Source organism: Radiobacillus deserti (assembly GCF_007301515.1).
GTDB lineage: Bacteria > Bacillota > Bacilli > Bacillales > Amphibacillaceae > Radiobacillus > Radiobacillus deserti.
Map to the genome: position 1 here is coordinate 3,257,670 of NZ_CP041666.1, position 18,984 is coordinate 3,276,653.

Below are 18,984 nucleotides of genomic sequence, written 5' to 3' on the forward strand. Positions count from 1 at the left end.
ACGTCACCCCATTCTTGGCATGGCCATTCTGTTTTCCCTTCATGTATTAATTTCCAAAATCACTTTTTAAATCGTTCTATAAAGGGTAGTGACTTTATAGAATAATGTAAGTTTGATTCTAATTTATAGAGATATACGAGGAGCGTATTCCATGTATAAAAAGCAAGAGCGAATCCTTATTAGGGTATCTTTTATAGTTGCTTTTATCATGTTACTAGCTTTATTAGGACGAATATTTTAACTAGAGGATGATTGAAGTATGGAAAACGAATCCGTCTTTTTTAGCCGTGTGTTAACAGAATTAACGTTATCCTTTCATATTATCTATGCTACGATTGGAGTCGGCGTCCCGTTGATGATTATGTTAGCGCAATGGCTTGGAATAATTAAACAAGATTCCCACTACATCCTTTTAGCACGTCGGTGGGCCCGTGGGTTTGTGATTACGGTTGCTGTTGGGGTTGTCACAGGAACTGCGATTGGATTGCAATTATCCTTACTTTGGCCAAATTTTATGCAGCTGGCCGGGAATGTAATCTCGCTTCCTTTATTCATGGAAACCTTCGCTTTTTTCTTTGAAGCTATTTTTCTAGGTATCTATTTATATACATGGGATCGTTTTGAGAATCAAAGAAAGCACCTGTTACTTTTAGTTCCTGTAGCAATTGGCGCGTCATTTTCCGCAGTTTTCATCACAATAGTGAATGCGTTTATGAACGCTCCTCAAGGCTTTGACATCGTAAATGGAGAACTCGTCAACATTCAACCACTTGTTGCGATTTTTAATCCAGCAATGCCTACGAAAGTAGCACATGTGCTATCCACAGCTTTTATGACCTCTGCGTTTATATTAGCTTCTATTGGAGCCTATCGTATGCTTAAAGGCTCCAATCATGTCTATCATCGAAAAGCCGTTTTTTTAACAATGAAAGTTGGACTAGTCTTTTCTATTGCCACTGCTATAATCGGGGATTTGTCCGGAAAATATTTAGCAGAATATCAGCCTGAAAAACTTGCTGCGGCAGAATGGCATTTTGAAACGGAAGAAGGAGCATCACTTATTCTATACGGGATTCTCGATAATGGTGAAGTGAAATATGAGCTAGAGATTCCTTATATGTTAAGTGTTCTAGCCCACGGAACTCCTTTGGCAGAGGTTACTGGACTGGAGGAATTTCCGAAAGATGAAACACCTCCATTATATATTCATTACCTGTTCGATATTATGGTCACGATTGGCATGTGGATGGTTCTTCTTTCTCTTCTTTATGTCATCGGAATAGCAAGAAAATGTGGATTTGTTCGGACAAGGTTATTTCACTGGCTCATCGTGCTCGGTGGTCCATTATCAATGATTGCGATTGAAGCTGGTTGGTGGATGGCTGAGGTAGGACGTCAACCGTGGATTCTAAGAGGAATTATGCGAACAGAAGAAGCCGCAACAACGAATCCAAATGTGGACCTTATGTTATTACTGTTTTGTATCCTATACCTTGTTCTGGCAATTGGAAGTATCATTGTTCTCACCAGAATGTTCCGTGAAAACCCTGTAGAGCGGGAGATTGAGGATCGCAATTCCGAAAAGGACGGTGGTTTCTATGTCACTTGAGGTTATTGGAATTTCCGTACTCTGGCTATTTTTATATGGGTACGTCATGGTTGCTTCTATTGACTTCGGTGCGGGGTTCTTTCATGCATATAGTACACTTGTTGGAAAACAACATATCTTAACGAAAATCATTCAGCGTTATCTGTCTCCTGTTTGGGAAGTAACGAATGTCTTTCTCGTTTTCTTTTTTGTAGGAATGGTCGGCTTCTATCCGCAAACAGCTTACTACTATGGAACCGTTCTACTTGTTCCAGTTAGTCTAGCAATTGTGTTGTTAGCAATCAGAGGATCCTACTATGCCTTTGCGACGTATGGGAAATTGAAGCATAACCGATATACGTATTTGTACGGGCTAACAGGATTACTAATCCCAGCTTCGCTTTCCATTGTGTTCACGATATCGGAAGGTGGTTTTATAACAGAAGGAAATGGAAACTTAGCACTTGAATATTGGACGTTATTTTCCAGTCCACTCACTTGGAGTATTGTGGTGCTTAGCTTATCCGCTGTCCTGTACATATCAGCTGTATTCCTAACGTGGTACGCAAAAGAAGCAAAGGATGAGCAAGCAGCAGCCTTAATGAGAAAATACGCACTGATATGGTCTGGACCAACGATTATTACGGCATTTGGAATCTTAATAGAAATGAAGGGACATAACCTAGAACGATATGAACAGCTACTGGACTATTGGTGGATGTTTGGCATTTCAGTACTTTTGTTTTTAGGTACCGTTCTTCTTATTAGTGAACGCAAGTATTACGGAATAGCCGTACTATTACTATTCGGTCAATTCTTTTTCGCCTTTTTCGGCTATGGAATTTCGCATTATCCGTATCTGTTATATCCATTTATTACGGTGTACAACAGTTTCACGAATGAAGCAACGGCAATATCCTTAATTATTGCGTTTATCGCAGGGCTCTGTTTATTAATTCCATCGCTTTATTTACTATTCCGTTTGTTTATTTTAAATAAAAACTATGTACAAGGTAAGCGGTAAGGAGGCAAAAAAACAGATGGAATCCTTTCTTATTTTTTATGCTCCATTTATCATTGTTGGAATTGCAATATTTCTTTCGTTTTGGATCATTACGAAGGATAACGTGATAAATAAATGAACTACACCCTAATTGTTGGACATAGACTAATAATTGGGGTGCTTTTGTCTTGTCTAAATTTACATCTTAAGTCCCGATTTTTATAGCAACTTCAACTATCGCTTGAACAAGGACGAGCACCACTTTTATGGTGATTGTCCTTTATTACCCTAATGAACCGTATATTTGTACTGCGTAGCAACTAGATCTGTTGTTTTTCCTTTTTTCTTGTTCAACATTAGCACCCGTTAGCACAATAAGAATAAAGTTTTAATCTATCCTCTTAACAAACAATACCCTATCTTGATTTGGACCATCGTAATCGGAAAAAACAGACACCCCATCAACTACTTTGTCACCATTATCAATATTAAATCCCATCTTGGTATGATAAGCAATTGAGACCTTATTTACTGGTGAAGTTACAGCACGAACGACATTTCTATTATTCTTTATTACCTCATTGAAAAATTCATTATAGAGTTGCTTTCCTATTAGTTTTTTACGGTACTCAGGATTTACTCCAACAAAATGTATGTATGCCACATCCGTATCAGATTGAGAAAGAAAGCCAATTAAAAAGCCAACAATTTCTCCATCTATTTCAGCAATAAAACTTGTATTATTAAAATGAACAAAGAATAACTTAGGCAACATATCGGACATTTGCCTTCCACCCCACCATTCGTTAATCAAAGGTGAGATTACGTTATAGTCAGAACTTATCACATTGCGTATTTCCACTTTTAAACATCCTTTCGATAATATATATAGGACAATATGTCCTGAAAACCATTCTTCTTGAACAAAACTGCCATTCAATTCAATAGGAGCTGTCGAAAAGACAAACTCCTTGTTGCACTAAAGCACCCGTTAGTTCAAGTATAGTTTTCAAAAAGTTACCCTTTTAAACTGTTGTTTCATTACAGGCATGTTGAGTAATTTAGTCTTCAGTTACTGTATTTCCCATTGCAATAGAAATTCTATTCCAACTATTGATTTGATTAGTAATAAGAACAAGGTCAATATATTGTTTCTCATTGTAATGTTCCCTTACTCGTTTATATAGTTCTTCTGGAACTCTTTTAGTAGGGATTAGAGTAATATGTTCAGATAGTTCGAGAGCAACTTTCTCTTCAGGTGAATAGAAATCACATTCATGCCAAGTAGTTAAACAGTAAATTCGTTTTTCAGTTTCACCCATTTTTCGTGCATCGGATGTGTGCATATTCAAGCAGTATGCACACCCATTTATTTGAGAAACCCTTATTTTAATAAGTTCTCTAATTTTTCTGTTGACGGAAGATTTCTTAGTGTATTTCTCCATTTGCATCATAATTTCCATTCCATCTGGGGCTAAATTGTAATAGTCTAATCTTTTCATTTTTCCACTCCTTTCCATTTATAAATTAATTATAAAATATTGAGAACATATATGGCTAATCACAAGGTTTGGTGCTAATGAAATATATATTTGATAGGTCGGAGTTCGGATAAACCTGTGCCTTAGTTTTTATTCATTAACCTGCCAGTTACTTTAAGGTCAACACTTCACAATGTCGGAATTTTCTATACAAAAATCATACCAGAGGAAGTAAGGTTTGGGGTTTCAAAAATATTTTCTGCGCAGTATAAGTCTAATACAAAAAAACGATCCCCCTAAAAGTTGACCGCCTCATATGTTTGTTTAATTACTAGTATGGTTGTACTGCGTAGCAACTAGATCTGTTGTTTTTCCTTTTTTCTTGTTCAACATTAGCACCCGTTACTTTAATAAGAATTATGACTATAATTGCTTTTTATGCAGTCAATTAAAAAGTCTCTATCTTCAGGAAAACTTAAAACTAAGTTCCTTTAATTCGTCTATGTTTTTCCAAGCAATATCATAAATTAAATTATCAGGGTCTTGAATTTTTCTTTCCCCACCAACAATTTTCACCAAGAAATAGTGTACCTCAAAAGAAATGTTGATTTCGTCATAAATACCCTTCTTTACCTTTATTTTACCAACTATTTCTGCAACATATCCTGTTTCTTCTTTGATTTCCCTAACGCAACATCTTCAAAAGTTTCATCTTTTTCTTGTCCCCCTGATGGAACTGACCAAGATTTTACTTCTTCTGGCTTTCCTTGTAATACCATAAGTAATTGACCATTTTCGTTGATACATACACCTGAAGACCCATACCATTTTTGCATACATTTTTACATATTTAATTAACCCCTTACATTGCTTTTTTAATAATTTTTCTTTGTATTATAAGAAACCCCTTCTTCAACAATCCTGCCCTATAACGGAATAAAGAAAAATCTAAAGACCGTTAAAGTGAACTTTTTTCCTTGATTATTGAATTAAACATATTGTTCCTTATTGCTTCTTTGCTCTTTAAATATCTACTTTTTGTTTTTTTCTCGATGCCTTCTTACTTTCGCGATTGTCCCACAAGCTCTACCCGTCGGACTGTTTTTATTCATGCTACACCATTTTTTAGTATTGCTCTTCGATTTGTCAAAGAAGAAATATTTGCAATCAGGACAGCTTTTAATTCTGTTGATGTCCCCATCCTGGATCGTTTCTAATGTTGCGATTAACACCTGATCAATTACACTTTCTTTAGATGGAGCAGAAAAACCCAACTTGAACTTTCCCATAGCATGTGAGACTCTTGGTACTATTTTTCTGACTATCAACCATTCATTTATCATCTCTTCCAAATCTGTTTGTATGCTACTCCTTAGATCATTTCTAAAATTTCGGACCTCATCTAAAGAATCAATACTATTGGTTAACCCTAGATGGGTTTGTATAAACTGTTGAAGTGCTTGGGGAGTAGATAAATTCTCAAATGGGACTCTATCCCTGTTAGAAATCTCCCAAGTGTTTAAAAAGGAGAGAACTGTTTCAATATTTTCATTCATGGAATTCCCCCTTAAATCAAGTTGTCATCAGTAAAATTATACCATATAATGTATGTAACCTCCAAAACAAATAGAAGGTTACAAAATGAAGGGGGAAAAATAATGACCAAGGATATTAAAGTTACACTATCTTCTGCTTTTTTATTAAACTTTGCCGGATTTGCAGTTTTTTCATTCCTTGCTGTTTACTTATCCAATGTTTTACATTTGTCCACTGTAGAGTCTGGTACAGTTCTATCAATATTGACATTATCATCACGATTGTTGCCTTTTATCACCGGTAGTATTGGTGATAAATATGGTTTCAAGAGAGCAATGGGAATAGGGCTCATATTAAGGGGACTTGGTTTTACCGCACTTGCTTTTTCCTACAATTTTCTCAGTGTATCTTTATCCGCTTTTTTTATTGGAGTTGGCGCTGCATTTTATGAACCCTCTGCTTTAGCCTACTTCTCAAAAGAAAAAAATATAGATTTGCGTAAAAAACATTTTATTTATTTAAATTTAGCTCTAAATGGAGGTGCAATAATTGGTCCGTTATTGGGCGGGGTTCTTTTGTTAATGGATCCGAGAGTACCGTTTCTGATCAGTGCATCCATTTTCTTCATGTTATATATTGTTCAATTCATAACACTTAGCAACGGCAATAAGGAGGAGCGACAAGACACCGTTTCATTTATTAAGGGATTTAAGCAAGTTGCTCGAAACAAGAGTTTCCTTTTATTCTGTTTATCAATGACCTTCTTTTGGTTTATGTTTGCTCAGTTAACCGTGGGAATTCCACTCCACATTTATAACCTGACAAATAACGAGGGCTTCGTTTCTCTAGTCATAACAATTAATGCATTAACTGGATTAATTTTAATGTACTTTTTTAAAAATCATTTTATCCGAACTTCACATTATACTTTGTTGATTACTGGCAAGATCACTATGATAACTTCATTGTTCTTTATGGGCATATACTCAAATTCCTACTGGGTTCTCTTCTGCGTCATCATTTTTACCATTGGGGAAACTTTCGTCTTGCCCTCTTCCGATATTGCTATCGGGGATTTTATTGAGAAAAGATACCATGCAACTTTCTACGGGTTCTTTGATTTATCATTTGCAATAGGAGCCACAATAGGGAATTATTCAGGAGTCCTTTTGCTTCAAAGGTTTCCAAACTCTCTTATCCCCTGGTTTATTTTCTCGTCGATTGGTACAATTGGTTTTTTTACTTTGAGATCACTACTTAAAAGCAAAAAAGTGATTACTTTTAAAAAGGATTCAATAAAAGCATAAGTTACTGGAGTTAATTTACTTTAAAAAGCGTTTACAAGGGCAATATCGTTGTTCAATTAAATGACCCTTTAGTTTAAGATCAACACTTCACAATATCATAAATTTCTATACCAAAATCATACCAGAAGTGAGCGATTATTTGGTCGTTTTTTCCAACTTTTTGGATATGATTGTTGCGCAGTATAGGTCAAATACGTAAAATGCAATCACTTTACAAGTGATCGCATTAAAAAATATATTTCGTTACAGTATGGTTGTACTACGCAGCAAATAGAACTATTGCTCACCTTACTTATTCAACAAATGCCCCTTTTGCTGAACAAAGTTCTACCTTCATATAGTGCATATAGACAAGAGGGATTTTAACAGACTTATCCCCATGGAGTTATCTGCTGTTTAGCAAAGTAATTGAAAATTAATTGACGATGAAGCCATTTTTAAATTTGCGACTGACATTCGTTAAATTACTTCCCCATTCTCCTTTTGGGGTTAAATAACTTACAATTCTATCCTCAAGTAGATCACCAAGAATTTCCTCATGTTTTTTTCGATAAGGCTTTGGCAATTCTTCCTGTAACCAACTGTCTTTTGTACCTTGCCAGATTTCATGAATTACAAGATCATCCGGCTTTTCAATATCATCACTTATAATATCATTTATAAATGTAGATTTTTTCGACATCACTTCAACAAGTGAATAAAGTGAATTCCGAAAGATTTCCTTTTTACTTAGTTTAACTTTGAAACGAATGTTTAGAATAACTTGATTAGTATTGCTAGTCATCAGTAAAATGCACCCATTTGTAATTTCTGCGCTGTTAAATTAAACCTGTGCTTGTCCCCCATCTACGTACAATTCAGCTCCCGTCAAGTAGCTACTTTCGTCTGAAGCAAGGAAAGATACAACGTTTGCTACTTCTTCAGGTGTCCCAACTTTTTCGGCTGGAACAGTATTTCTTGTATTTTCAAGTACTCCTTCAAGTGCATCACCAAAAAGCTCATTGTAGGCAGGTGTATGAATAACTCCTGGGCTAACCACATTTACACGGATTCCAGTTCCTTTTAGGTCAAGAATCCAGTCGCGAACTAGAGTTCTTAGTGCTGCTTTAGATGCTCCATATACACTGAATGCTGGGTTGCCAATTGATCCAGCAGTAGACCCCGTTACAATAATGGAACCTCCTTTGTTCGGGAATAGTGATAACGCTTTTTGAACAGTAAAAATCGTTCCTTTAACGTTAATGTCGAACGTTCTATCAACCTGCTCTTCAGTAATTTCACCTAATGGAAGAAAGCTGCCGACGCCTGCATTAGCAAAAAGAATGTCCAACTTACCTTTTTCCTGTTTTATAATGTCATATAGTTTGTCTAAGTCCTCAAGCTTAGAAATATCCCCTTGAACACCGGTTACGTTCTTGCCAATTTGGTTAACAGCTTTATCAAGTTCGTTTTCTCTGCGTCCTGTGATATAAACATATGCACCTTCGTTTACAAACTTTTGTGCTGTAGCAAGACCAATGCCACTTGTTCCGCCCGTTACAAGCGCTATTTCACCTTCAAATTTATCCATACTTAACACTCCTTTAGAGTTAATTTTGTTTTATGTCTAGTACCTTTAAGTACTTGAAAAACATCTTACAAGATATAGTGTCCATCAGTAATCACTTTATTGCAAGTACCCACTTTTTTGTGATATAGTAACTAAAAAGTAATAAATGTGGAATGAAGGGGTTTATACATGAAAAAATTTAGTTGCGGTTTTGAAGTAACAATGGAAGTTATTGGCGGAAAATGGAAAGGCCTTGTATTATACTTTTTAATGAGCGGACCAAAGAGAACAAGTGAATTAAAGCGCATTATCCCAAATATAACTCAGAAAATGCTGATTCAAACACTTAAAGATCTTGAAGCCAGTGGACTTGTGAACAGAAAGATGTATAATCAAGTACCGCCGAAGGTTGAATATTCACCCACTGAACTTGGAGAATCTCTTAAACCTATCTTGCAGGAGTTCTGTCTATGGGGAAGCCATTATGCGGAGCAAGAGTATGCAGAAGGTGAATTCGAAATCGTACCACCAGAAGAGGCTTCTTAATAAGGAATACACCTTTTTAACACCTTTTATGTAAGGTGTTTTTTGTTACACTGGGATGAGGTCAGGAGGCAACTATTTTAAAGTTCCGCCATTAGAGTAGTAATTTATTCCGTTAAATGGCCCAATTGTTGAAAACCTATCACTGACAAAATCTCTTTACTTTATAGTATATTCTTTCAATAAATGAAATGCATTTGTTGCGCAGTATGTCTACTACGTAGTAAGTATCCGCCGGTAGAACCGGTGGTTTTAATTTCGCCCTATAAGGGCACTTTACCAACTTAAACACTAAAGTGGCCCCTCAAGTGACCGCCAACCGTTTATCTTTCTCCTTATTTTTTGAATGAATCTACGTATTCGCGCTTACTCATATGTCTCGTAATCGATCCTCTGTTTTTTGCTCACGAATATATTTTGTTACCGTTTTTTGATTTAATCCTACTGTACTTACATAATATCCCTTTGCCCAAAAAGTACGATTTCCATGATTATATTTTAAATTGCCATGTCTATCATGTATCATTAATGGACTTTTTCCTTTGAGATAACCCATAAAGTAAGATACAGACATCTTAGGTGGTATTCTCACTAACATATGAATATGATCAGGCATTGCGTGTGCTTCGATGATTTCAACATCTTTCATTTCGCATAACCTTCTCAATATCGCTCCTATGTCTCTTCTCAGTTTTCCAAAGATTTTTCTTCTATACTTTGGTATGAATACAATGTGATACTTACAATTCCATCTTGTGTGTGATAAACTATTGTCATTAGACATATGTCTTAAGCTCCTCTCGTGTTTAGAATTCGGTTTGGGGCCAAATTCTATTATATCGAGAGGAGTTTTTTGTTACCACTCTATAAGTGTTATTTTCACACAGGCATAGCCTGTGGTTTTAAAAGACGTAAATAAAAAGAGTTAATCCACAACCTGGCCGATTGTGGATCAACTTTATTCTAAAAGAAATATCTTTATTGCTACTGATCTATGACATTTATATATTAGAATTCTATGACAAATTATGTTCAAGATTGTGACAAATTATATTAAAATTCACAACAGAAGAAATTTAATATAAAAAGCTGAGGTAATTATTAAAAACTTGCCTCAGCTTCTTATTTATTTTTCTTACACATAGTACATAATGTGGTCAGTATACAACTTAATTGTTATCCAACACATGTAGCTTTGGAATATAGTTTGATTAAAAATGTCTCACAAACCCACCTTTTAGTTAGATAAAAAGAACTAATTTTGAAAAAAGATTGATCAAAACGAATTCTCCCTTTGTGAAGCTATGACACAATTTTCATAAAAAAGTTTGATCATTTTTTGCCGCTGAACTTCAATAACATTATCATAAACAACCGCGTCAATTATGTAAAATCGTTTCTAGAAACCTTATACTTAATGTCACTGATTTCTTTTATAGACAAATCCGCAATATACTGGCTTACTTCTTAAACATGTTAGCAGCTATGTTTAGAACCATTTTTCGAGGGAGCAGCCGAGAAAATAAGGACATAATGTAGTTTGATTTACCGGCAATTTGATAACTATTTCCTTTTTCTATTCCTCTAAAAGCAGCTTTCACTACTTCAATTGGTTCCATTCTATTTCCCTTTAAATGGTCTGAGCCCGATGAGGTATGAAAAGAGCTTTTTGTTTCACCAGGACATAGGGCTAATATTCTTATACCCTTCCCCCTGTTTTCTGCCCATAACGCTTGTGTGAAAGATAATACATAGGATTTAGAAGCTCCATAAACCGCCATGTAAGGAGTCGGTTGAAATGCTGTCATAGAAGCTACATTAATAATAATGCCATTTTCCTTTTTGATCATAGGATCAAGAAATAAACGTGTCAGTTCCGTTAATGAAGTAATATTTAGCTGAATTTCATTTAATATCCGCGATGGATTGATTTGACTAAAAGATTCCAATGTGCCTGCACCTGCATTATTCACAAGTATATCGATATCAATACCTCTTGTTTTCACCTCGCTCCATATTAATTTCGAGGCATTGCTATCAGTCAAATCCATAGGTAAACTTATAGCTTTTATCCGATACTTTAACTCCAGTTTACTAGATAAACAATCTAGTTTATCTTTTGAACGAGCAATTAAAACGAGGTTACAACCCTTTTTTGCAAGTTCATGTGCGAATACCTCCCCTATTCCTCATGAAGCTCCAGTTATTAAAGCTGTCTTTTTTTCATAACTAATCATTTAATATTTCCTCCCTATATTCAAATGTTTAAACTCTTAGACATTTAGTGAAAAAATAATACTTCCTCAACTATTTAACTGAACGTGAAAAAGTAATATTTTGTTTCTCTTTATATGCTGACATTTTCCTTATCTGGATGGTTGTCAATTTCTTCAATTGCGGCAATGATTTTTTTAAACTTCTCAATGGATTCACCAGCTGTTAACCAATAATATACTTCCGTGGCTTCTTTTCTCGAATCAAGAATGCCAGCCATTTTCATTATTTTAAGATGATGAGAAATAGTTGGTCTGGACATAGGCGACTGTTCAACTATTTGTGTTACGTTAAGACGCTTAAATACCATAAACATCAGTAGAATATCCTGCCTAACTGGATCAGCTAGTGCCTTAAAAATCTCCGTACAATCTTGGAGTACATTATAAAAGGATTCTTTTTTCTTTAGAAGTAAATCATTATCAATATTATCAAGCATTCTAATCCTCCAAACATGAACCGTTTAATCATTTCGACATTATGAGGTAATTATAAAACAATTCTTATTCAAGGTCAATCTTCTTCTTCATACAGATAGGCAAGGGAGTGAACATCTTGAATGTTTAGTCATGGCTTATAATCTGCCCCACTGCCAGTTCCTCTACCTTCTTTAATCCACTTATCGATTCTAGATGTTCTTTTTCTTTTCGCCACAAAAACACCCTTGTAGACAATCATATCCAAAGGGACGAAACGATGCAACTTTTTTACAAACGATCATGAGGCTCGTTCACATGCGTAATTTCCTTTTCGCAAAGATGCTTGTATGCCTTATCGACATCTTCCACCTTAAACTGAAACAAGAAAGATGATTGTGTTTCCGCCTCCACAGGCCTATTTTTCTCACCGACTCCTACAGCCATCGTGTTTAGAGGTAAAAGTTCAATTTTGGTTTCTCCCGTGTCAAATAAGGCATACTCCATATCTTCCTCATACAGGCTAATTGGCAATTCAAGCTGGTTTTTGTAAAACGAAACGCTTTTTCTAAAGTCTGTGACCAAAAGTCTAATTTGCAGTAGTTTCAATTTCATCACCTTCCAAAGAATAATATTGTTTAATCGCCATTCATTCCCTTATATGACGACCTTGTCTTACTATAAAACAACTTTACTGACAATTGCGGTCAGTCAAGTTCAGATTTTTGGTGATGATGGAGTAATTTTGAAACAGCGTCAACTAATTTTTCCTTTAAGAAAGTAGGTTCTAAAACATCCACCGTTGTTCTATAAAGAAGCAAAAAATGAGGAACATAAGTCGAAATGGCACTTTCATCAAGTTTAAAATAAACTCGATCTTTTGATCGTTCCACAATAGCGTGCCCAAATAACCAATGATCACATAGATCATTAATGGCATGCGGAGTACCTTGAATGCAAACCGTCAGTAGTTGATTTTGATTTCCCCAATCAGGTAAAAGATTTTGAAGGAAAGACTGACGAGTTGAAAAATTTTCTAGCTTTTTAAATATAGTATCTGTGATGGATAGGGATTGAATGCGATCCACTCGAAAGCTGCGAATATTACGGCGTAAATGGCAATAGGAGATGACATACCATTTTCCCTTCCAATACGTCAATCCATATGGATCAACCCGACGTTCCTGTGGAGGCTTGGTATCCTTTTTGATACACTATAGTGAGCATTTTTTCATCTGTCACCGATATTTCCAACTCCTGAAGAAACGAATTCAATGAAGAATCAGGTTGAGGACTAATCACATCAATTCCTTTTTGGTGCCTGTCAATTTCCTTTGATTGATTCGGATTTGTGTATCTTTTCAGCTTGGAAACCACTCGATTTAATGCGTTACCGAAGTGGTATCCAACCTCTTCTGCAAATTTGGACGCATGAACAAGTGCTTTCTGTTCCTCCACGTCAAAAAAAGTGGAGCTTTAGTCAAGTCATGAAGTAAACGATACCCACCGTTATGCCCGGAGTCAGCTATAATTGGAACTCCGCTGGCACACAACGAATCAATATAGCGCTAGACACTTCGAATATGGATCTCAAGTTCATTCGCCAACTGGTTAGCAGTCATCCTTTTTTTCGTTTTTTAACAACCATAAAATGGCGAGCATATTATCAGCTTTGGACATAGTACACCTCTTAAATACAAAAATTCTAAACTATTGCCATAATTATCTAGTAAATCATTAGAGTATTTTCGTACATCGCTTCAAGAAATCAAGAGTATCATGTTATTCTACAATCTGTGTCAATTGTTGAAAGCCTACTACTTATAATAATATCTCTTTACTTTAAAGTACATTCATTCAATAAATGAAATTTAATTGTTGCGCAGTATAAGTCTACTATGCATTAAGTAAAATGATATTTCCTTACAAAAAAATTACGCATAGCTTTCTTCGATGTAAGTTTCGTGTACAAATTCATACTTTCGTTAAAGATGAAAAGTCCACCTATACAAAGATGGACTTGCATTTTATTATTCATCCATATGCCTCAAAGAGTTCTAAAGGTTTACTCACCTACCATACCGTCATTATCATTATCTCTCATATAGGGGTATAACCAGTGATAACTCGTTATTGGCATATGAAAACCTGCTGATTTTGCTTCTTTAATCGTTACTTGTCCATTACCATTTGTATCAACACTAGAAACATCTCCGTTTGTATTTGGCCTAGTTGAATTAGAAACTTCACTGTCTGTTAAACCGAGGGAAGCGTTCACTTCATCAGGATTAACATTCTCAAATGTATCAACAATCTCGTTTACCCATTAAAGTATAGGTATATTGGTACCTTGATGGAATTTGCGTTTCCGTATTCGGATATGTGATGATTGCTTCAAAATTAGTGGCTCCTCCAGCCTTGCGGATTGCATCTTCCATATAAGCTTGATCACCGTGTCGGTTAAGCGTACTTTCTCTTGTGGGGTGATGTTATAAGCATTTGATACCCCTCCAAGAGAATCAGCGATGATATGACCTTCATCTAAAATGTCACTTTCAACACCCGCAACCTTTGCCTCGTCAGAATAATATCTTCCAGACGATAATACAGATTCCTTGCTGTCATCTTGTAGAATAATCTCATCTGCAATTACACGTACTAGTTGTCCGTATTCGTTAGTAAATGCCCAATATTTACGGTCACCATAACCAATGTCAACAACGACGTTAGGTTCACGATATCCAGATAAATCACCACCATCAACTTCAATAAGTTTATACCCTGGGAATGATTCATCATTTGGTTTGCTTGGTGCGTCCTTCTCTACTGGTTCATCAACCGTAGTAGCAGTTTCTTCTGTTTCATTATTTTTATTTGTTTCAACTACGGTTCCTTCCTGTGAATCTTTTTTTTCATCCGTAATCGTCGTGTCTTCCACATTGGTACAACCAACCATAAAGATGAAAGTTATAAGTAAGATTAAATAGTTCATTTTCTTTATCATTTAAGTACTTTCCTGGTAATAGTTTTATAATTTTTAATTCTAGAAAACCTCCGAATGTGAGGTAATGTTTAATTTATTTATAATCGTACACTTAAAAAAACTAATTTGCTTCAGTAATCAACATATGCATAGGATACTGGTCCCGCTGCTTTTTCTATTAAACTAAAAGTTCAATTGCTCATTGAAAACGAAGATTATATGGCTAAATCTTCTACCTCTGTATTAAAAGATACAGAAGCTCAAGATTTAAGTGGAGTTACCATAGACCGAAACATTTATGAAGGCTAGATACCAAGCTAAGGAGCTTAAAGAAAAAGGACTATAAATTAAAGGGCGTGAGTCCAGTTCAATACCGAACTCATACCCAAAGAGTTTCCCTAATGAAATAACCTGTCTAACTTTTCTGGGGTCACTTCAATCCATAGTCCCACCTATTCATTTCTTCTTCAATTTTGCTAAAGCGTCGGCAAGCGCCGGATTCGTAAACTCTTCGTTTTGTTTCTTCATATACTTTTGCACATCTTTTTTAGACACTTTACTATGTTTGTCTTTTTGTCGTCGTTTATTAAACGCGGATAATTTTTCGCGATGGCCACAGCTACATGTGAAGGTCTGCCCTTCTCCTTCTCCGCGTAATTCCAACCGTTTATGACAGTTCGGACAGCGAGCATTCGTTTTCTTCGCAATATTCTTTTTCGCCCCACAGCTCCGATCCTGACAAACAAGCATACGCCCTTTACGACCATTGATCTCGAGCATTAGCTTCCCACACTCCGGGCATTTTGTTCCCGTAATGTTATCATGCTTGAACTTATCATCACTTGCTTTAATTTCTTGAACAACCGTTTTCGCATACTCTTTCATTTCTTTAATAAAGCTGTCTTTTTTAAGCTTACCTGTTGCGATTGCTTCTAGCTTCGTTTCCCACTCTGCCGTTAATTCCGGTGATTTTAAATCGGCAGGAACTAACTCCAAAAGCTGTCTTCCTTTAGATGTTGTATAGAGATACTTTCCTTTCTTCTCCATATAAAAGCTGTTAAATAGCTTCTCAATGATATCCGCTCTCGTTGCGACTGTTCCAAGTCCACCGGTTTTGTGAAGTGTTTGGGCTAAGTCTTTTCGATTGGATTCCATATATTTTGCAGGATTCTCCATCGCTTGAAGCAATGTTCCTTCTGTAAATCGTTCTGGTGGTTTTGTTTCACCTTTTGTAATCTGTAAGGAAATATCCGAAATAACATCACCTTTTTGCAAGTTAGGTAAGAGTTGATCTTGATCATCAGACTCTTCTTCCTGGTAGCGTTGTTGATACACTGCTTTCCAGCCTTGCTTTATAACCGTTTTACCTTTTGCAGTAAACGTCTCTTCTCCTATTTGTGCAGTGACCGTTGTCTGTTCGTATTCAAACGGCGCTGACAGAACCGCTAAAAAGCGCTTTACAACTAGGTCGTATATTTTCCGTTCTTTATCATCTAAATCAAAAAGAGATACCGCTTCTTCTGTTGGAATGATAGCATGGTGATCGGATACTTTTTTATCATCGACGAAGGATTTGTTTGTTTGAACACCCTGTTTAATAATTTTGGATGCAATCGGAGCATATTCCTCTACTCCACATGCTTTTAAGCGATCCACAAGTGTTGGTACGATATCAGAGGAAATATAGCGAGAATCTGTTCTTGGATACGTTAGAACTTTATGTTGTTCATACAGCCTTTGCACGATAGACAGAGTCTGTTTACCAGAAAAGCCAAAGATTCGGTTTGCATCTCGTTGAAGATCGGTTAAGTCATACAGTCCAGGAGCAAACTTCTTTTTTTGCACCTTCGACATGTCCGAAATCCTCGCTTCTTTCCCTTTTAAATCTGAATAGATTTTCTCCATTTTGTCCTTGTTAAAGCTTCGGCTACTGTTGTTCTTTCCATCCTGCCAGACTAATTTAAATTGTTTCGTCTTCGCTTCTAATCCATAAAAGGGTTGAGGTTGGAATGCTTTAATTTCCTGTTCTCTTGAAGCAATCATTTGAAGCGTAGGTGTTTGTACACGACCGCTAGATAGCTGGGCATTGAACTTTGTTGTAAGGGCACGTGTAGCGTTTAAGCCTACATACCAATCCGCTTCTGAACGCGCTACTGCAGATGCATATAAGTTTTCATATTGCATTGCGTGTTTCAGTTGCGCAAATCCTTGTGAAATGGCTTTGTCCGTTACAGAGGAAATCCACAACCTTTTCACCGGCTTATTCACGCGCGCTTTTTCCAGAATCCATCTAGCTACAAGTTCCCCTTCTCTTCCAGCATCGGTTGCAATTACAATATCCGAAACATCTTTACGGTTCAATTGTGTTTTAACCGTACTAAATTGCTTACCTGTTTTCTTAATAACAACAAGCTTTAATTGATTAGGAAGCATCGGTAAATCTTCAAGCTTCCATGTTTTGTATTTATCATCATAAACCTCTGGGTCTGCTAATGTAACCAAATGTCCGAGCGCCCATGTTACGATATACTTGGAGCCTTCTAAGTAACCATTTCCATTTTTCGAACACTTTAATACTCTTGCAATATCTCTAGCCACAGAAGGTTTTTCTGCTAACACTACTGTTTTTCCCAATTGGAACAAATCCTTTCCTCAAACATGTCCTAACTTTAACATATTACAAGGAAAGACACACTTCCAATGCAGGCAAATAATTAAAAGAACCTATCCGAATGGGGGTGTACGAATAGGTCCTTTTCTATATTAAGGAATAAAATATATAGGATTTGTAAAAGCAATCATCTCTTCCACATTATGTGCTCCTGTATATAATTCAGCTCTAATCCATAGAAGCTTCTTTTGAGATTCATAAGTAAGAAACGTTCCTTTTTTTTCTTTTAGAATTCCAAGGTTAGTAACTAGCCGAATAGAAATATTCTCACCCATACTTTCCCAAGGCTCTACATACGCCCGAAACGTAAACATCCCTTTTTCCAATATACGATCAGATATAACGTAAGTAGTCTGGTTTATTTGCGCCTCTAGCTGCAATGGATTGCCATAAGAAGCGGTAATCGCTCCTGTACGAATAGAATCTAGAAAAAGTGTACGAAAGTCTTCCGATTGACGTGAATGATTAGATGGCATGTGAATATAGGATTTAGCTGGCATTGGATGTTTTGAATCGTTATGATGCCAATCCCTCCCCGCTGTCGCAGGAATTTGATAGCCTTTATTTAATAAATCTGTCCAATAATTAAATGCTTTATGGTTATGTAAAAAGGCGCCTGGACGCTCTGAATTCCAAACTTCCATAAAGTCAAATGCTTGAATATCTTCCACCGCAAATTCCCAATGGCAACCAGTTCCAATCGGGTTGCCAATTCGAAAGGGATGAGCAATCCCTACAAGAGCACCATGTCTATGGATCTCTTCTATTCCTTTCCCAATATCTTTTGGACCTACATTTCGCCATTCGGTGTACTGTAGCCTTTTATACCCTATCGTTAACACATGACCGTAAAAGGTCGTCCACTCCAAACCATAAAGAAGCTTTATAGGTGAGTTTAGTTGAACCTGTTCCATCTCCTGCAAAGGGCTCACGGTATTATGATCTGTTATAGCGACAACTTCTAATCCGATTTCTGTCGCCTTGTCTACCATTTCCTGTACAGTTTGTACCCCGTCACTATGATAGGTGTGACTATGTAGTTCCGCGGGCACCCATCGCCAAGACGATTTGTCCTTTTTCCATTCGACAGGTTGCTGCTCATCCTTTTTAACAGGAACTCCCTGATTCAACATTTTGTTTTGCCAAGGAATAGCAGCTAATTTTTCATTATCTGGTATCCCTGCTGCCCTTACTATTAACGTATATGTACATATATCAGAAACGATAGCATGCGCACTAATTGTAATAGACCATAATCCTGATGGATTCCTTCGATTTAACATTCCTGGTGAAGACTCTGTTTCTCCAATTCTTACATTCTGTTTTGGAAGATGAGCGTGTCTGGCACCACGAAACCCATCAGGATCATCGATAGATATGGTAAGCAAATTCTTTACAGGTAAATAGTTCAATGCTTGTTCATCTATTCGTGTTTCGTCCTCCAGCTCATAATAGCGTAGCGTCTCTCTTACTATCTCCAAAGCTTTCGATTCATCTTGTAAGTGCGGTGGATCAAATGAAAAATCAATCATGATATGCTCAACGTCCTCTGGGACATAAAACATGTATGTTGTATGTGATTGCATGCTCGCTTTTGTCAACTCTGCACGTGTTTCCAACAAGGTTCGCATCT

General features: G+C 36.4%; 16 protein-coding genes and 5 pseudogenes. 5 read left to right on the forward strand and 16 right to left on the reverse strand.

Annotated elements, in window-relative coordinates; all coding sequences use genetic code 11:
* The first annotated feature begins 259 nt into the window (after nucleotides 1-259).
* Genes FN924_RS17140 through cydS form a run of 3 tightly spaced genes read left to right on the forward strand, consistent with a single transcriptional unit; the run spans nucleotide 260 to nucleotide 2,730 of the window.
* Nucleotides 260-1,609, forward strand: coding sequence for a cytochrome ubiquinol oxidase subunit I (locus FN924_RS17140; protein ID WP_143896594.1), 1,350 nt, complete (start codon nucleotides 260-262; stop codon nucleotides 1,607-1,609).
* Complete coding sequence (locus tag FN924_RS17145; RefSeq protein ID WP_143896596.1) at nucleotides 1,599-2,612, forward strand: cytochrome d ubiquinol oxidase subunit II; 1,014 nt, start codon at nucleotides 1,599-1,601, stop codon at nucleotides 2,610-2,612. The genes FN924_RS17140 and FN924_RS17145 overlap by 11 nt, the downstream gene beginning before the upstream one ends.
* Before the next feature lie 16 nt (nucleotides 2,613-2,628).
* Nucleotides 2,629-2,730 (forward strand): cytochrome bd oxidase small subunit CydS family protein, encoded by a 102-nt coding sequence (gene cydS / locus FN924_RS19925; protein ID WP_407691997.1) that lies wholly within the window; start codon nucleotides 2,629-2,631, stop codon nucleotides 2,728-2,730.
* Between the two features lie 249 nt (nucleotides 2,731-2,979).
* Here the strand turns inward: cydS and FN924_RS17150 are convergent, their stop codons facing one another.
* From FN924_RS17150 to FN924_RS17165, 4 genes and pseudogenes are all read right to left on the reverse strand, one after another.
* Entirely contained in the window at nucleotides 2,980-3,453 is a 474-nt protein-coding gene (locus FN924_RS17150; protein ID WP_143897274.1) for a GNAT family N-acetyltransferase, read from the reverse strand.
* 199 nt (nucleotides 3,454-3,652) lie between these two features.
* The gene (locus FN924_RS17155) at nucleotides 3,653-4,093 is read right to left on the reverse strand and encodes a carboxymuconolactone decarboxylase family protein (protein WP_143896598.1); all 441 of its coding nucleotides are present in this window, start codon (nucleotides 4,091-4,093) and stop codon (nucleotides 3,653-3,655) included.
* Between the two features lie 386 nt (nucleotides 4,094-4,479).
* Nucleotides 4,480-4,908 (reverse strand): annotated as a pseudogene (locus FN924_RS17160) (NUDIX hydrolase).
* 195 nt (nucleotides 4,909-5,103) lie between these two features.
* Nucleotides 5,104-5,628, reverse strand: coding sequence for a CGNR zinc finger domain-containing protein (locus FN924_RS17165; RefSeq protein WP_143896600.1), 525 nt, complete (start codon nucleotides 5,626-5,628; stop codon nucleotides 5,104-5,106).
* A gap of 102 nt (nucleotides 5,629-5,730) precedes the next feature.
* Here FN924_RS17165 and FN924_RS17170 point away from each other — a divergent pair, with 102 nt between their 5' ends.
* Entirely contained in the window at nucleotides 5,731-6,915 is a 1,185-nt protein-coding gene (locus FN924_RS17170) for an MFS transporter (protein WP_158634054.1), read from the forward strand.
* A 415-nt stretch (nucleotides 6,916-7,330) separates the two neighbouring features.
* Here FN924_RS17170 and FN924_RS17175 read toward each other — a convergent pair whose 3' ends face one another.
* On the reverse strand, nucleotides 7,331-7,699 hold the full coding sequence (locus FN924_RS17175) for an antibiotic biosynthesis monooxygenase family protein (protein WP_143896605.1): 369 nt from the start codon (nucleotides 7,697-7,699) through the stop codon (nucleotides 7,331-7,333).
* 39 nt (nucleotides 7,700-7,738) lie between these two features.
* Nucleotides 7,739-8,485, reverse strand: coding sequence for an SDR family NAD(P)-dependent oxidoreductase (locus FN924_RS17180; protein ID WP_143896606.1), 747 nt, complete (start codon nucleotides 8,483-8,485; stop codon nucleotides 7,739-7,741).
* 168 nt (nucleotides 8,486-8,653) lie between these two features.
* Here FN924_RS17180 and FN924_RS17185 point away from each other — a divergent pair, with 168 nt between their 5' ends.
* Nucleotides 8,654-9,010, forward strand: a complete 357-nt coding sequence (locus FN924_RS17185) for a winged helix-turn-helix transcriptional regulator (protein ID WP_143896608.1) — start codon at nucleotides 8,654-8,656, stop codon at nucleotides 9,008-9,010.
* Between the two features lie 332 nt (nucleotides 9,011-9,342).
* Here the strand turns inward: FN924_RS17185 and tnpA are convergent.
* From tnpA to FN924_RS17230, 10 genes and pseudogenes are all read right to left on the reverse strand, one after another.
* Nucleotides 9,343-9,791: pseudogene (gene tnpA, locus FN924_RS17190) on the reverse strand (IS200/IS605 family transposase).
* 676 nt (nucleotides 9,792-10,467) lie between these two features.
* On the reverse strand, nucleotides 10,468-11,193 hold the full coding sequence (locus FN924_RS17195) for an SDR family NAD(P)-dependent oxidoreductase (protein ID WP_228409672.1): 726 nt from the start codon (nucleotides 11,191-11,193) through the stop codon (nucleotides 10,468-10,470).
* 161 nt (nucleotides 11,194-11,354) lie between these two features.
* Nucleotides 11,355-11,720: an ArsR/SmtB family transcription factor gene (locus FN924_RS17200; protein WP_143896612.1), complete on the reverse strand. Its 366-nt coding sequence runs from the start codon at nucleotides 11,718-11,720 to the stop codon at nucleotides 11,355-11,357.
* 131 nt (nucleotides 11,721-11,851) lie between these two features.
* A pseudogene (locus FN924_RS19790) lies at nucleotides 11,852-11,935 on the reverse strand (TnsA endonuclease N-terminal domain-containing protein); the annotation flags it as partial.
* A gap of 59 nt (nucleotides 11,936-11,994) precedes the next feature.
* Nucleotides 11,995-12,306 (reverse strand): annotated as a pseudogene (locus FN924_RS17210) (VOC family protein); the annotation flags it as partial.
* Between the two features lie 98 nt (nucleotides 12,307-12,404).
* A complete protein-coding gene (locus tag FN924_RS19470) occupies nucleotides 12,405-12,857 on the reverse strand; it encodes a helix-turn-helix transcriptional regulator (RefSeq protein ID WP_267129002.1) in 453 nt (150 codons plus the stop codon).
* Nucleotides 12,858-12,867: 10 nt separating this feature from the next.
* The gene (locus tag FN924_RS19475) at nucleotides 12,868-13,155 is read right to left on the reverse strand and encodes a hypothetical protein (RefSeq protein ID WP_228409497.1); all 288 of its coding nucleotides are present in this window, start codon (nucleotides 13,153-13,155) and stop codon (nucleotides 12,868-12,870) included.
* 607 nt (nucleotides 13,156-13,762) lie between these two features.
* A pseudogene (locus FN924_RS17220) lies at nucleotides 13,763-14,701 on the reverse strand (DNA/RNA non-specific endonuclease).
* Nucleotides 14,702-15,136: 435 nt separating this feature from the next.
* Nucleotides 15,137-17,314 (reverse strand): DNA topoisomerase III, encoded by a 2,178-nt coding sequence (locus tag FN924_RS17225; RefSeq protein WP_143896614.1) that lies wholly within the window; start codon nucleotides 17,312-17,314, stop codon nucleotides 15,137-15,139.
* Between the two features lie 129 nt (nucleotides 17,315-17,443).
* Complete coding sequence (locus tag FN924_RS17230) at nucleotides 17,444-18,982, reverse strand: CehA/McbA family metallohydrolase (protein WP_143896616.1); 1,539 nt, start codon at nucleotides 18,980-18,982, stop codon at nucleotides 17,444-17,446.
* Nucleotides 18,983-18,984: the final 2 nt, after the last annotated feature.

What these genes read in the sequence shown, in the direction of transcription:
- FN924_RS17140 (WP_143896594.1), top strand. Translation starts at nt 260, where the DNA reads ATGGAAAACGAATCCGTCTTTTTTAGCCGTGTGTTAACAGAATTAACG.
- FN924_RS17145 (WP_143896596.1), top strand. Translation starts at nt 1,599, where the DNA reads ATGTCACTTGAGGTTATTGGAATTTCCGTACTCTGGCTATTTTTATAT.
- cydS (WP_407691997.1), top strand. Translation starts at nt 2,629, where the DNA reads ATGGAATCCTTTCTTATTTTTTATGCTCCATTTATCATTGTTGGAATT.
- FN924_RS17155 (WP_143896598.1), bottom strand. Translation starts at nt 4,093, where the DNA reads ATGAAAAGATTAGACTATTACAATTTAGCCCCAGATGGAATGGAAATT.
- FN924_RS17165 (WP_143896600.1), bottom strand. Translation starts at nt 5,628, where the DNA reads ATGAATGAAAATATTGAAACAGTTCTCTCCTTTTTAAACACTTGGGAG.
- FN924_RS17170 (WP_158634054.1), top strand. Translation starts at nt 5,731, where the DNA reads ATGACCAAGGATATTAAAGTTACACTATCTTCTGCTTTTTTATTAAAC.
- FN924_RS17175 (WP_143896605.1), bottom strand. Translation starts at nt 7,699, where the DNA reads ATGACTAGCAATACTAATCAAGTTATTCTAAACATTCGTTTCAAAGTT.
- FN924_RS17180 (WP_143896606.1), bottom strand. Translation starts at nt 8,485, where the DNA reads ATGGATAAATTTGAAGGTGAAATAGCGCTTGTAACGGGCGGAACAAGT.
- FN924_RS17185 (WP_143896608.1), top strand. Translation starts at nt 8,654, where the DNA reads ATGAAAAAATTTAGTTGCGGTTTTGAAGTAACAATGGAAGTTATTGGC.
- FN924_RS17200 (WP_143896612.1), bottom strand. Translation starts at nt 11,720, where the DNA reads ATGCTTGATAATATTGATAATGATTTACTTCTAAAGAAAAAAGAATCC.
- FN924_RS17230 (WP_143896616.1), bottom strand. Translation starts at nt 18,982, where the DNA reads ATGCGAACCTTGTTGGAAACACGTGCAGAGTTGACAAAAGCGAGCATG.